Annotated in this window: 11 protein-coding genes; 9 read left to right on the plus strand and 2 right to left on the minus strand. The window is 44.4% G+C overall.

The genetic code is table 11. The features are described 5' to 3' along the window. Nucleotides 1-5: 5 nt before the first annotated feature. From NSQ20_RS16045 to glyA, 6 genes are all read left to right on the plus strand, one after another. Nucleotides 6-1,487 carry a sugar ABC transporter ATP-binding protein gene (locus tag NSQ20_RS16045; RefSeq protein WP_127548486.1) on the plus strand — a complete coding sequence of 494 codons (1,482 nt, stop codon included), beginning with the start codon at nt 6-8 and terminating at the stop codon, nt 1,485-1,487. Between the two features lies 1 nt (nt 1,488). Further along, a complete protein-coding gene (gene rbsC, locus NSQ20_RS16050; RefSeq protein WP_036615973.1) occupies nt 1,489-2,460 on the plus strand; it encodes a ribose ABC transporter permease in 972 nt (323 codons plus the stop codon). Between the two features lie 14 nt (nt 2,461-2,474). Further along, nucleotides 2,475-3,407 (plus strand): ribose ABC transporter substrate-binding protein RbsB, encoded by a 933-nt coding sequence (gene rbsB / locus NSQ20_RS16055; RefSeq protein ID WP_036615972.1) that lies wholly within the window; start codon nt 2,475-2,477, stop codon nt 3,405-3,407. A 326-nt stretch (nt 3,408-3,733) separates the two neighbouring features. Continuing rightward, nucleotides 3,734-4,477: a YggS family pyridoxal phosphate-dependent enzyme gene (locus NSQ20_RS16060; RefSeq protein ID WP_076212076.1), complete on the plus strand. Its 744-nt coding sequence runs from the start codon at nt 3,734-3,736 to the stop codon at nt 4,475-4,477. A 19-nt stretch (nt 4,478-4,496) separates the two neighbouring features. Further along, nucleotides 4,497-5,702, plus strand: coding sequence for a benzoate/H(+) symporter BenE family transporter (locus NSQ20_RS16065; protein WP_101313745.1), 1,206 nt, complete (start codon nt 4,497-4,499; stop codon nt 5,700-5,702). A 25-nt stretch (nt 5,703-5,727) separates the two neighbouring features. After that, entirely contained in the window at nt 5,728-6,972 is a 1,245-nt protein-coding gene (gene glyA, locus NSQ20_RS16070) for a serine hydroxymethyltransferase (RefSeq protein WP_340032947.1), read from the plus strand. Nucleotides 6,973-7,068: 96 nt separating this feature from the next. On the opposite strand, the gene NSQ20_RS16075 is transcribed toward glyA, so the two are convergent. Together NSQ20_RS16075 and NSQ20_RS16080 are read right to left on the minus strand one after the other, a co-directional pair. Then, the gene (locus tag NSQ20_RS16075) at nt 7,069-7,689 is read right to left on the minus strand and encodes an SDR family oxidoreductase (RefSeq protein ID WP_127548490.1); all 621 of its coding nucleotides are present in this window, start codon (nt 7,687-7,689) and stop codon (nt 7,069-7,071) included. Between the two features lie 45 nt (nt 7,690-7,734). Next, nucleotides 7,735-9,165, minus strand: a complete 1,431-nt coding sequence (locus tag NSQ20_RS16080) for a PLP-dependent aminotransferase family protein (RefSeq protein WP_340032948.1) — start codon at nt 9,163-9,165, stop codon at nt 7,735-7,737. Nucleotides 9,166-9,450: 285 nt separating this feature from the next. Between NSQ20_RS16080 and NSQ20_RS16085 the strand changes: the two genes are divergently transcribed. The 3 genes from NSQ20_RS16085 to NSQ20_RS16095 all read left to right on the plus strand — a co-directional run bounded on the left by NSQ20_RS16085 (nt 9,451) and on the right by NSQ20_RS16095 (nt 14,066). Beyond that, nucleotides 9,451-11,556 carry a serine hydrolase domain-containing protein gene (locus tag NSQ20_RS16085; protein ID WP_340032949.1) on the plus strand — a complete coding sequence of 702 codons (2,106 nt, stop codon included), beginning with the start codon at nt 9,451-9,453 and terminating at the stop codon, nt 11,554-11,556. 343 nt (nt 11,557-11,899) lie between these two features. Continuing rightward, nucleotides 11,900-13,345 (plus strand): amino acid ABC transporter substrate-binding protein/permease, encoded by a 1,446-nt coding sequence (locus tag NSQ20_RS16090; protein ID WP_340032950.1) that lies wholly within the window; start codon nt 11,900-11,902, stop codon nt 13,343-13,345. Next, nucleotides 13,338-14,066 (plus strand): amino acid ABC transporter ATP-binding protein, encoded by a 729-nt coding sequence (locus NSQ20_RS16095; protein WP_340032951.1) that lies wholly within the window; start codon nt 13,338-13,340, stop codon nt 14,064-14,066. The genes NSQ20_RS16090 and NSQ20_RS16095 overlap by 8 nt, the downstream gene beginning before the upstream one ends. Nucleotides 14,067-14,148: the final 82 nt, after the last annotated feature.

Consider the following 14,148-nt stretch of genomic DNA (forward strand, 5'->3'; position numbering starts at 1 on the left):
GCGTAATGCACATTCAGATGCAAGACATTCATAAAGCGTTTGGAACGAATCAGGTGCTGAGCGGAGTGGATTTTGAACTAAAAGATGGTGAAGTTCATGCCCTGATGGGGGAGAATGGAGCCGGCAAATCCACACTGATGAACATCCTGATTGGTCTTCATCAGCGTGATCAGGGAACCATCACCATAGACGGAGAAGAAAACTATTTTGCAAGTCCGAAGGAAGCCGAGAAACTGGGTATCACATTCATACATCAGGAACTGAATGTATGGCCTGAAATGACGGTGCTGGATAATCTCTTTATTGGTAAGGAAATGACATCATCATTCGGATTGCTCAACACAAGACAAATGAAAGCGCTTGCCAAAGAACAGTTCGCCAAGCTTTCCGTAGACATACCACTTGAACGTCCTGCGGGAGAGTGCTCTGTCGGGCAGCAACAGATGATCGAGATTGCCAAAGCGCTAATGACAGATGCCAAGGTCATCATTATGGATGAGCCAACAGCAGCACTTACGGAGCGTGAGATCCAGAAGCTGTTTGGTGTAATCAGCTCGCTGAAGAAGGAAGGCGTATCCATCGTCTATATTTCTCACCGAATGGAGGAGATATTCACGATCTGTGACCGGATTACCATCATGCGTGACGGAAGAACGGTAGACACACAAGCTATTCCGCAGACAAGCTTTGATGAAGTGGTGCGGAAAATGGTAGGTCGTGAACTTACCGAGCGTTATCCTGTCCGGAATCCTTCTTATGGTGAAGTTGTCCTCGAAGTAAGGAATGCAAGTAGCAAAGGTCTATTCGAGAATATTAACTTCACCGTGAGAGCGGGGGAAATACTCGGTTTCTCAGGACTCATGGGTTCTGGACGAACAGAGATCATGAGAACCATCTTTGGTTTGGATACGTTGGATAGCGGTGAAATCTTCATCCGCGGCAAAAAAGCGAACATTCGTAAACCGGCAGATGCAGTGAAACATGGAATCGGGTTTATTACAGAAGACCGCAAGGATGAAGGGCTGGTATTAGACTTCTCTATTCGCGAGAATATGGCGTTGCCAAATCTGTTCAGTTTCTCAAGCAAAGGTTTCATCTCAACTTCAAAGGAACAAGACTTCGTAGATACACTGATCAAACGTCTACAGATCAAAACGCAATCCTCCGAGACGGCGGCAAGGAATCTATCCGGGGGTAACCAGCAGAAGGTGGTTATTGCGAAATGGGTTGGTATCGGACCAAGCGTGCTTATCCTGGATGAACCTACCCGCGGAGTGGATGTCGGGGCGAAGCGCGAAATCTATGAATTGATGAATGAACTGACTGACCGCGGCGTTGCAATCATCATGGTATCGTCGGAGCTGCCTGAAGTGCTTGGCATGAGTGACCGGATCGCGGTTGTGCATGAGGGACACATCAGTGGCGAGGTTGCAAGGGAAGTAGCCACACAAGAACACATTATGACATTGGCCACAGGGGGACAGTGATATGACAACAATGCAGGAAAACAAAACGGCTAAAAGCGGATTCCGTTTCTCAAACGTGATACAAAAATTGGGACCGCTGCTTGGCTTAATCATTCTTATTCTCATCGTATCGGTGTTGAATCCAAGTTTCTTGGAACCGCTCAATATCTTGAATTTATTGCGTCAAGTCTCGATTAATGCGCTGATTGCCTTTGGTATGACGTTTGTTATCCTGACGGGTGGAATTGATCTGTCGGTCGGCTCAATCCTGGCTTTATCCAGTGCTTTTGTAGCAAATATGATGTTGTCTGGTCTCGATCCGATCTTGTCCATCATCATTGGTGTAGCACTCGGTGGTGTCATGGGTATGGTGAACGGACTAATGATTACCAAAGGTAAAATGGCTCCGTTTATCGCTACATTGGCAACCATGACGATATTCAGAGGACTGACATTGGTGTACACCAATGGTAATCCAATTACAGGACTCGGGGATAACCTGTTATTCCAACTGTTTGGCCGCGGTTACCTGCTGGGCATTCCGGTACCTGCAATCACGATGCTGATTACCTTCATGATTCTGTGGATTGTTTTGCATAAAACGGCTTTTGGTCGTAAAACGTACGCCATCGGCGGTAATGAGAAAGCTTCCATTATCTCGGGTATCAAAGTTAATCGCGTGAAAATTATGATCTACTCCCTGACAGGTATGCTCGCTGCTCTGGCAGGTGCAATTCTGACATCGCGTTTGAATTCAGCGCAACCAACGGCAGGTACATCCTACGAGCTGGATGCAATCGCAGCAGTTGTATTGGGTGGTACAAGTCTTGCTGGAGGACGCGGACGCATCGTTGGTACACTGATCGGTGTTCTGATTATCGGCGTGTTGAATAATGGATTGAACTTGCTTGAAGTAAACTCATTTTATCAAATGGTTGTAAAAGGTATCGTCATTGCCATTGCCGTCCTGCTGGACCGCAAGAAAACAGCATAAGGAGAGAAGCGAATATGAAAAAGTGGACTGTAACACTCATAAGTATGCTGATGATCATCGTTCTGGCCGGGTGCTCTCTGGAGCCACCGGAATGGGCGAAACCTAACCCAAACAAAAGTAACGGACAGAAGAAAATAGGTTTGTCGATATCTACACTAAACAATCCATTCTTTGTATCACTGAAGGATGGGGTAATGGCTGAAGCCAAAAAACAGGGAATACAGGTCATCGTGGTGGATGCGCAGAACGATTCGGCCAAACAAACCAATGATGTGGATGATCTCATTCAGCAAGGTGTTAGTGCACTTCTGATTAACCCCGCGGACTCTGCAGCGATCTCCACAGCGGTTCAATCCGCTAATAGTGTGGGCATTCCTGTGATCACGCTGGATCGCTCCGCAGATAAAGGCGAAGTGGCGGCACTAGTGGCATCTGATAACGTTAAAGGTGGACGCATGGCAGCTGAATATTTTGTGGAACAACTGGGTGAGGGAGCAAAAGTCATTGAACTTGAAGGTGTGCCTGGTGCTTCCGCAACAAGAGAACGGGGTAAAGGTTTCCATGAAGTGGCTGACAAGCAACTTGATGTGGTTTCCAAACAATCTGCTGATTTTGATCGGTCCAAAGGATTAAATGTCATGGAGAACTTGCTACAGGGTAATCCTGACGTGCAAGCGGTATTTGCCCATAATGACGAGATGGCACTTGGTGCAATTGAAGCGATTCAAAGCTCAGGTAAAGACATTCCGGTCATCGGATTCGATGGTAATGATGATGCAATCAAATCCATTCAGGATGGGAAATTGACGGCAACAGTCGCTCAGCAGCCTATACTGATTGGCCAACTGGCGCTGCAAGCAGCTCTGGATGTGCTCAGTGGCAAGCAGGTGGAGTCATCGATTCCCGCTGAATTGAAGCTGGTAACCAAGGAAAATGTGAATGAGTAAATCATCATAAAACATGTATTTTCGTTTTGGACATGAACATAGAACTAAACCAAGCCGCTAATTTAGCGGCTTTTTTCATTTTGGAAGAAGCGTGCGGGCATCACATCAATCAGATTATTGACTTTTAAAAGCGTATTAAAGGAACCCCAATTGAATTAATGTCTACTTTGTCGTTTTGGACTGTTCCAAAATAGCATTTTTGGATATGTATATCCAATCCATGCGTTGCTATACTAGCATGACGTTCCACACAGTCTTCACAATACATAAGGAGGAGCTAATCTCATTGATTCATTCCTGTTCGGAATAGAAAGAAGGTGGCTGACATGAAACATCTAGTAGAAGAAAATCTTCAAGCTGTAAGACAGCAAATGGCATTGGCCTGCCAGGCTTCAGGTCGCAACATAGAGGACATCAAGTTGTTGCTCGCGACCAAAACGGTACCGCTAGAGAAATTACAAATAGCTATTCAAGCAGGTGAGGTCCTGTTTGGAGAAAACAAAGCTCAAGAACTCCGAGACAAATTCCCACTCATGGAACAAAGCAAGCAGGTGGAATGGCATTTTATCGGACATCTGCAAACAAATAAAGTAAAGGACGTAGTTAAATATGTTACTCTCATCCATTCCGTAGATCGTCTAAAACTGGGTCAAGCGTTACATAACCAGCTTCTCAAAGAGAATAAGACCTTAGACATTCTTGTGCAAATTAATACGTCCTACGAAGAAAGTAAATTTGGTGCCTCTCCAGAAACAGCCGTTGAGCTTGTAGAACAGTTGTCTCAATTCGAGACATTAAACGTGAAAGGTCTAATGACCATTGGAAAACTGAATGCGACAAACGAAGAAACACGACATTGTTTTCGATTGTTAAACCAGATCCGTACACAGATTAAAGAGAAAAATATTCCACGCGTAGAAATGGATATTTTATCGATGGGTATGTCTGGTGACTTCCAAGTCGCCATTGAAGAAGGAGCTACAATGATACGTGTAGGGACAAGTGTATTTGGTCAACGCTATTTACCGGACGAGTATTACTGGAATGAAAACACACGCATCGATGATTAAGTGAGAGGTAGTGTTAAATATGAAGACAGCATCCCCTTCGTTACGCGGCCGTGATTTGATATCTCCGGTGATCGCCGCTTTAATATCCGTAATTGTTAATTACGGGGGTACGTTTATCCTTGTTTTTCAAGCTGCAAAAGTGGCTGGTTTAAGCCCGGAAATGACCGCTTCCTGGATTTGGTCCATCTCGATTGGGGTAGGCGTAACGGGAATTTGGCTCAGTTATCGATATAAGGAACCGATTATTACAGCCTGGTCTACACCGGGTGTGGCGTTTCTCGTTTCAGCATTAGCGGTAACCCCTTATCCAGAAGCTATTGGCGCTTACATGATTTCAGCAGTCGGATTTATTATTTTAGGTTTGTCAGGCATGTTTGAACGTTTCGTTCGACTTATTCCCCCAGGCATCGCTTCCGGATTGTTAGCCGGTATTTTACTACAGTTTGGTATTTCGGCCTTTGGAGGGGCGAAGGTAGATCCTTTGCTTGTGATTGTACTGTTTGCAGGCTATATCGTGCTAAGAAGGTTTACTTCCCGTTACGCCATTGTTGGCATATTGGCAATCGGTTTGATTTATTTGATATGCATGGGGAAAACAGACTTCAGTACAATCCAATTGGCTGTAGCATCGCCTGTATTTGTTGTTCCAGCGTTTTCGTTAAACGCCTTACTTGGCGTTGCCTTACCGCTGTTCATTATTACCTTGACGGGGCAGTATATGCCCGGAATGCTTGTTCTGCGTAATGATGGATTCAAGACAAGTGCCAATCCTATTTTAGCTGTAACAGGTTTGGGTTCGCTTCTTGCAGCCCCATTCGGATCACATGCTTTTAATGTGGCAGCTATTACAGCAGCGATTTGTACAGGAAAGGATGCACATGAGGATTCAACCAAACGTTATATTGCAGGTATTGCTTGTGGTGTTTTTTATATTTTTGTCGGCATTTTTGGCGTAACATTGGCTGCTCTGTTTTTGATTCTTCCTGCTACCTTTATTGCAACATTAGCGGGATTAGCCTTACTTGGAACGATCGGTGGCAGTCTTGCCAATGCATTAACGGACCCTAAGGGACGTGAAACTGCATTGATTACGTTTTTGGCGACAGCAGCGAATGTGACTTTGCTTGGTGTGGGTGGTGCATTTTGGGGACTGTTTGCAGGAATGATGGCACATCTACTGATGAATAGTAAATTTCCCAAAAAACAACTTGGAACGAATAAATAACCGTAATATGGAGAGGAAGATGTTCATGAAACATTTGGAGAAGCAAGATAAAGTAATAGGAATGGCTGTCCAGCAAGAGCTTGGAAGGCAGCGGGATAAGATAGAACTGATTGCATCAGAGAATTTTGTAAGTCAAGCTGTGATGGAAGCAACAGGTTCGGTATTGACCAATAAATATGCGGAGGGGTATCCGGGCAGAAGATATTATGGCGGGTGTGAGCATGTCGATACAGTCGAAGAGATAGCAAATAGCCGCCTTAAAGCACTTTTTGGCGCTGAACATACGAATGTGCAGCCTCACTCCGGTTCTCAGGCCAACATGGCAGTATATTTTGCCTCGGTTGAGATTGGGGACACAATACTTGGCATGAATCTATCCCAGGGTGGTCATCTAACACACGGAAGTACTGTTAATTTTTCAGGTAGGTTTTACAATTTTGTTTCATATGGTGTCGATGCACAGACGGGCCGCATTGACTTTGACGAAGTACGTAAACTTGCTTATAAGTATCGTCCACGCATGATTGTTGCAGGTGGAAGTGCATACCCGCGGACCATTGAGTTTGAATTATTTGCCCAGATTGCCGCCGAAGTGGGAGCTCTTTTCTTTGTAGATATGGCGCATATAGCAGGAATTGTTGCGGCAGGTTTGCATCCTAACCCGGTACCACATGCCCATTTTGTTTCAACCACCACACACAAGACCTTACGAGGACCACGAGGGGGAGCCATTTTGTGCCGGGAGCCCTGGGCAAAGGCGATAGACAAAGCTGTATTCCCGGGGACTCAGGGCGGGCCATTCATGCACGTTATCGCGGGGAAAGCGGTGGCATTAGGCGAGGCATTGCAAACCGAGTTCACAACATATATTGAAGGTGTTCTGAATAACGCCAACGTATTGGCAGAAACTTTAATGAATGAAGGACTTACCCTTGTATCGGGAGGAACAGATAATCATATCATGTTGGTTGACTTACGAACTATGGGCCTTACAGGCAAAGAAGCCGAAGCTTTACTGGATGAAGTAGGGATTACGGCCAATAAAAATGCAATTCCTCACGATACGGCAAGTCCTTTGGTTACAAGCGGTATTCGTTTTGGAACTCCGGCTATGACTTCAAGAGGGCTTGGAGCCAGGGAAATGAAAGAAATTGCTCAGCTGATAGGGCTTGCTTTTAAAAATCCAAAGAACTCGGATGTGAAAAATCAAATATTAGGTAGTGTCCGTGAAATCACTTCGCAATTTCCTCTATATGAAGGGCTTAAATAGCTCAACAGCAGACACAAATAGAGCCTGCAATTGTTCCTAATGGATAACAATTGCAGGCTCGTAATGTGCTTGTTTATATTGAAACTTAAGACAGCCCTAGTAGGCTATACCTACACGAGACTGTACATACTCATCAGACATTAATTGCTGATAAGCAAACTCCGCAGTATCGATTACAGATATAGAAGTTCCACCGTCAGGCAAATAGTCGCGCTCAACCCGGTACTTACCAAGAGATTCTCCATCAAATAAGTAGGTAGGACACACGATGGTCCATTCTAACTCTGAAGCCTTCAGAATGTTGTACATCTCCAGATGCTCCTCAGCGGCTCGCGTGGACTTACGTTTGGACTCAGGGGATTGAAAACGAAGCAAGCCAGGATCCGTTCGACTTTCCAATATTCCTGCGGTACCAATGGTAATGATTCTTTTGATACGCTCCTGAGCCATAGCCTCAACAATATGTCCCATGGATTGCGATAATGTAGTCGTTCCATCGGTACTTAAGGAACTAACAACGAGATCCACACCCTGTATGGCGTGATGAATATCCTCTTTGACTAAAGCGTTTCCTTGATGTAGAACGAAATTGTCATCGTTGATTTGTACCTTTTCCGGGCTTCTAACCAGTGCAGTTACATGATGATTGGAACGTAGGGCATTGGAGACGAAATGACCTCCAACCCGTCCGGTGGCTCCTAACACTAAAATTTTCATTACAAAAAACATCCTTTCGAATCCGATTGCAGAGCATGTTCTCCATCATAATACAATCTTTGCAAGCCGATGTATGCCTTCCTCAATCTGCTCCTCATCCACTTTCGCAAAACCTAATATCCATCCTTTTCGATGACTCTCCAAGCAATATCTACTAAGCGGATACACGCGTACACCTTGATCAAGAGCAGCATTTGTCACCGCTTCTTCGTCAAATGACGTTTCAGATTCTAGAAGCATATGTAATCCCGTTTCCACACCACTTAATGTAAATCGTGAGCCTAACCCAGAAGCAACAATGGCTTTGGTCATGACTTCGTGTCTGCGTCGATATATGTTCCGAACTCTTCTCATATGGCGCATAAAATGACCACGCTCAATAAAATGAGTTAGCGTTAATTGTTCCATAATCGGCAGATGACGATAGGTTAATTCATGAACTTGGGTAAGGCGATCGATGGCTATTTTGGGGCCGATGATAGCGGATAGTCGAATGCCAGGTGCAACCATTTTGGAAAAACTCATCATATAAAGCGTATTCTGAGGTTGCTGACTAAATATAGTTGGAAGTGGATCTCCACGGTACCTAAATTCGCTATCGTAGTCATCCTCAACAATCCAATATCGATGATGAGCTGCCAAGTGCATCAATTGTTGCCTGCGTGGCTCCGACATAATAACACCAACGGCGCATTGATGAGAAGGTGTGACAAATACGAGTTTTGTCTGTGGGTGAATATGATCTACACATAATCCATACTCATCAACCGGAACGGGATCGACTTGCATCCGGCGGTATTTCATCGCCATCCAAGCGGCAGGGAAGCCGGGATCTTCAACCGAAACTCTGTCTCCCTCACTTAAGAGAGCCTGGGCAATTAAATCAATGCTATGTTGTGCACCTGAGGTTAACAAGATTTGATCAACATCGATATGAATGCCTCGTTCAAGTGACAAATAACGTTGAATCTGCTCTCTTAACGCCAATAACCCTCTGGCATCACCATAAGCCCAAAGATCCAGATTGGGTTCAGTAGAAGCTTGTAAAAAAGATTGCCTCCAGGCTTTTGTGAAACTTTCATCCAGATAAGGCTCGTGGGGATTAAAATCAATTTCTATTTTGCGATTGTCTCTATTGCCAAACCAACTATGCAGATGACCAATCGATTCGTTTAGTGTAGGCAGATCGGGCGGAATAGGCCCTTGCATCGTGACGTCTTCTGATGAACGAGGTGCATATGTCCAATCACTAACTCTTGTCCCGGCTCGTCGGGAGGTTACCGTATACCCTCGACTGAACAATTCCTCGTACACAATCTGTATGGTTGAGCGTGAAACACCAATTAATTGAGCAAGTTCACGTGAGGGGAGTAGCAATTCTCCTGGTTGCCATTTCCCGGTTGTGATATTATGAATCGCTTGATCCAAAAGTTGCTGCCAGATCGGGCGTTGGTCATTCCGATTAACTTTTAGCATTGCTTCAACTCCATTACTCATGCTGAATTATGGACTGCATTTATTTATGTACTTAGCCATGTTATTGGCACTCCATTGATTGATATACCATTATAGCAAAAGTTTAATTTGCAAACAAAACAAAGCTGGACTAAAGGGATTTTTACTGTGTGTCCAACCTATTTGGGTTGGTCCTGCTTGGTTCATACTCGATTCATATTCAAGCCACAGACAGTTCATCTTCTTCGGTTACACTACGGGAGTACTAACACAGAGATTCCTAATCCATAGACTAGACAGGAGAAGATGAGATTGACACGAAAGAAACGAACTTCTATCGCCGCCATAACCTTGGTGTTTGCAATGATGTCCCCAATGTCGGCCATGGCCATACCCGCTACCAGTAACGGTAATAACCCTACGTATGATCTAACTAAAAAGGCAGTAAGTGCAAAGGCCAAGGTACTCACTGAATCATACGCTACGACAAGTGTGCAGTACGCACTGATGGATGAGGGTGAGATTGTGATCTCCGGTCAGGCAGGCAACAATGATCTGAAAAACAACATCCCGCTTTCTTCAGATACCATGTATGGCATTGGTTCAACCAGCAAAATGGTGCTCACCACTGCCGTAATGAAGCTTGTTGACCAAGGCAAGATCGATCTCGATGAGCCTGTCGTGAAGTATATTCCGGATTTTATAATGAAAGACAAGCGTTACCAACAGATTACACCACGCATGCTACTGAATCATTCATCCGGACTTCTCGGAACGTCAAGTAACAGTGCAATTCTGTTTGGAGATAATGATACCTATGCACATGATACGTTACTGGAACAATTGGCGACGCAACATCTGAAGGCCGATCCTGGCGCATACTCGGTGTATAGTAATGACGGTTTTACATTAGCTGAAATTCTGGTTGAGCGGGTCAGCGGCATGGACTTCACAAATTTCATGCACCGGTACATAACTGAACCCCTTGGTATGGAGCATACCAAAACACCGCAGGATATTGTGGACTTTAGCCAGATGGCAGCAACATATGCCCCTTCGCATGAGGAGCAACTCCCATTAGAGACTACAAATATGATTGCCTCGGGAGGCATCTATTCCACCGCTGAAGATCTGGTTCAGTTCTCGAAAATCTTTACAGGTGAGGTTGAAGGTGTTCTTTCGGAGGAATCCGTAGAGGCCATGGAGCAAGAAGAATACAAGAGAGGCATGTGGCCAGAAGAAGGCGATTCTTCCATTGGTTATGGCCTGGGCTGGGACAGCGTGAACCTGTTTCCTTTTAATGATTACGGCATCCAGGCAGTAAGCAAAGGCGGCAATACAATCACCTATCATTCCTCCTTGATTGTGTTACCGGAGTATAATATGGCTGCTGCCGTAACCTCTTCCGGTGGTCATAGCTCAACGGATCAATTGCTGGCAACTGAGCTGTTGCTTGGCGCGCTTGAGGAGAAGAATATCATTCCTGAGCGTAAGCCGGAGAAGTCACATGATGCATCGGTGAAAGCAACCATGCCGAAGGAACTTACACAGCACACAGGCATGTACGCGGGTGGGGCAAACATGTTAATGAAGCTGGACGTAAAAGATGACGGGCAATTAACGCTATCTAATCTGTCGTCTCCTAACAGTTCTGATCAGACCTATACGTACACCCCTGATGGCTCATTTGTTAATGATGCGGCTACGGAAAAGCTGAAGTTCGTTCAGGAAGTCAACGGGAACACATATTTGTGGTCTCGCTCGTATCAGTCTGTTCCTGGACTTGGACAAGTTGCTTCCTCGGAATATAAGGCAGAAAAGCTTGAAACCAATGAATTGTCTGCAGAAGTAAAGGCCGCATGGCAGAAACGGGAAGGCAAAGCCTACGTCTTGGTCAATGAAAAATACACATCAACACTGTACAACGCAGCGATGCCGATGATTCCCATTCATACTTTTAATGAGCTGCCGGGTTATGTCTACACGAATAAAATCGTTGGAGCTAACCAAGCTGTGAACCAATTGCAAATTCCTGGATTAGCGGGCCGTGACACGATGGAGTTTAATTTCTATGAGGAAAATGGCGTGGAATATGTTACAGCTGGAGGCAACGTTTATGCTGCTCAAGACATCATCAAACCGATCTATGCGGGAAAAAAATCAAAGACAACGATTCAGGCGAATGGTCATGCCACATGGTATTCGATTCCAGCATCAGCTGCAGGTAAAGAAATGACGGTCAAGATGTCTGCAAACAGCGCATTTGCTGTATATAACCAAGCTGGCATAGGCATTAATCATACAGTGGTCAGTGGACAAAACGAAATTGTGTTGCCTGAGAACGGAACTATTGTATTCGCGGGTGAAGCTGGTTCGAAGTTCGAGATTGTATTGACAACCAGAGCAAATTAATAGATTATAAAAAACTGTACAATAAAAAGTCGCGGAAATCGCGGCTTTTTTGAGTTTTAAATTTTAAATAATACGTTTTAAAGTAAATGTAACTTTTTTCAGATTCACAATGTAATATTGGGTTTCGCGAAGCTTACTTAAAGGGTAAGTATTAAAAGGACTTTTACTGGTTGGAAAAAAATGATGGAGGAAAATGTTGCAAGTGGAAAGGCAAAGCATTGATTGTTAATATACAGTAAATAATAACAATCAAATGGGCAGAAGATCGACAATAAGCATAACCGTAATACCGATTCCAAAGAAAATAATGATTATTCGGACAATACCGAGACGGGGAGGACACATGAAAACAACGAAGATCTCATTTTTTATACTTTCACTGATGCTGCTCCTGGTGAGCGGTCTATCGGGATGGGTAGGGAACGCTGCTGCAGCGTCCGATTCCGGTAAAACCTATGTTATCGGAACTGATGTCACATTTGCTCCATTCGAATATGAAGATGAGAATGGTGATTTTGTTGGTATCGACATGGATTTGCTGGATGCCATCGCCAAAGATCAAAATTTCAAGTATCAAATCAAATCCCTGGGATTTAACGCAGCTGTACAGGCACTTGAGGCGAATCAAGTCGATGGTGTAATCGCAGGGATGAGTATTACGGATGAGCGAAAAGCAAAATTTGATTTTTCAGAGCCATATTATGATTCAGGCGTTGTTATGGGGATTAGTTCCAATAATGATACCATTAAAAGTTACGAAGATCTTCGTGGTAAAAAGGTCGCTGTAAAAACGGGAACAGAAGGGTACAGCTTTGCTGAGTCCATCGCCTCAAAATATGGCTTTACCGTTGTTCCATTCGATGAATCATATCAAATGTATGATGATGTAAAGACCGGTAATTCGGTGGCCTGTTTTGAAGATGAACCCGTTCTAAGATATGGGGTAAAGCAGAATAATGGTTTGAAAATCGTTACCGCCAAAGAAGACGGGGCTTCCTACGGATTTGCGGTAAGTAAGGGTAAAAATCAGGAACTTCTGGAGATGTTCAATGCTGGTCTTGTGAATATCAAAGCAAACGGTGAGTACAAGCGCATTATCGAAGAATATGTTGGAGAGAATTCCCAAGTCGCAAATCTGGGGCGTTGGGAGTTAATACAGAAATCTCTTCCTGCACTTTTTAAAGGTCTGGGAAAAACACTTTTATACACGATTGTATCCCTGTTCTTCGCGTTTATCATCGGTCTGATTTTCGGATTCATGAAGGTGGGACAGAACAAATTCCTTCGAGTTGTTGCCACCGTATTTGTGGATATCTTCCGCGGTATTCCGCTGATTGTCCTGGCATTCTTTATCTATTTCGGGATTCCACAGGCGATGGGCTTCACGATGCCATTGTTCCTGGCGGCTATTCTGACACTTAGTCTGAATGCAGGGGCGTACGTAACCGAGATTATCCGAGGCGGGATTCAATCGATTGATCGTGGTCAGATGGAAGCTGCCCGTTCATTGGGCATTCCTTATCGCAAAGCGATGATAAAGATCGTTATTCCGCAGGCAGTGCGGGTTATGATTCCGTCCTTCATTAACCAGATGGTTATCACGTTGAAGGATACGTCAATCTTGTCCGTTATTGGTCTCGTAGAGTTGACACAATCGGGTAAAATTGTTATTGCAAGAACGTTCTCCTCTTTTGACATTTGGTTAACGGTTGCGGTTATGTACCTGATTGTCATCATCACATTGACCAAAATTGCTGATTATCTGGAGGTGAAGGTTCGTCGTGGCTAAAATAAAAGTTGAAGGTTTGAAGAAAAGTTTTGGCACAAATCAGGTTCTGAAGGGAATAGATGTGGCGGTCAACGAAGGAGAAGTTGTCTGTGTCATCGGGCCTTCCGGTTCGGGAAAAAGTACCTTCTTGCGCTGCATCAACCAATTAGATGTGATTACGGCAGGCCGGGTTATTGTGGATGATCAGGATTTGAATGACCCTAAAACGAACCTGAACAAAGCTCGCGAAAATATTGGTATGGTATTTCAACATTTTAACTTGTTCCCTCATTTTAGTGTGCTTAAAAACATCATGTTTGCGCCCAGAGAACTCGGGATATTAAATGCACAGCAGGCGCGTGATACAGCACTCAAATTACTTGAGCGTGTGGGTCTTTCTGATAAAGCAGAGAGCTTCCCAACACAACTGTCAGGTGGACAAAAACAACGTGTAGCTATCGCTCGTGCGCTTGCTATGAATCCGGATGTTATGTTATTTGATGAACCGACGTCGGCGCTTGACCCTGAGATGGTAGGAGAAGTCCTCGGTGTTATGAAGGACCTCGCGAGCGAAGGCATGACGATGATGATTGTTACCCATGAGATGGGTTTTGCCCGTGAAGTAGCTGATCGTGTGATCTTCATGGATGGTGGTTATATTGTCGAGCAGGGCACTCCTGAAGAGATATTTGGAAATCCGAAGAATGAACGGACGATCAGCTTTTTGGAGAAGGTACTCTAGAACTGAATCGAGAATGAACACATTGAAAGTCGCTATTTTAGCGGCTTTTTTTGTTATATTTAAGAGGTGATTTAATAGAAAG

Origin of the sequence: Paenibacillus sp. FSL K6-1122 (genome assembly GCF_037977015.1) — a bacterium.
In the GTDB taxonomy this organism is placed as follows: Bacteria; Bacillota; Bacilli; order Paenibacillales; family Paenibacillaceae; genus Paenibacillus; species Paenibacillus amylolyticus.

Bases quoted from the DNA above. Each gene is read 5' to 3' on its own strand.
- NSQ20_RS16085 (WP_340032949.1), top strand. From the start codon at position 9,451: ATGAGATTGACACGAAAGAAACGAACTTCTATCGCCGCCATAACCTTG.
- NSQ20_RS16080 (WP_340032948.1), bottom strand. From the start codon at position 9,165: ATGCTAAAAGTTAATCGGAATGACCAACGCCCGATCTGGCAGCAACTT.
- glyA (WP_340032947.1), top strand. From the start codon at position 5,728: ATGAAACATTTGGAGAAGCAAGATAAAGTAATAGGAATGGCTGTCCAG.
- rbsB (WP_036615972.1), top strand. From the start codon at position 2,475: ATGAAAAAGTGGACTGTAACACTCATAAGTATGCTGATGATCATCGTT.
- rbsC (WP_036615973.1), top strand. From the start codon at position 1,489: ATGACAACAATGCAGGAAAACAAAACGGCTAAAAGCGGATTCCGTTTC.
- NSQ20_RS16075 (WP_127548490.1), bottom strand. From the start codon at position 7,689: ATGAAAATTTTAGTGTTAGGAGCCACCGGACGGGTTGGAGGTCATTTC.
- NSQ20_RS16090 (WP_340032950.1), top strand. From the start codon at position 11,900: ATGAAAACAACGAAGATCTCATTTTTTATACTTTCACTGATGCTGCTC.
- NSQ20_RS16045 (WP_127548486.1), top strand. From the start codon at position 6: ATGCACATTCAGATGCAAGACATTCATAAAGCGTTTGGAACGAATCAG.
- NSQ20_RS16060 (WP_076212076.1), top strand. From the start codon at position 3,734: ATGAAACATCTAGTAGAAGAAAATCTTCAAGCTGTAAGACAGCAAATG.
- NSQ20_RS16065 (WP_101313745.1), top strand. From the start codon at position 4,497: ATGAAGACAGCATCCCCTTCGTTACGCGGCCGTGATTTGATATCTCCG.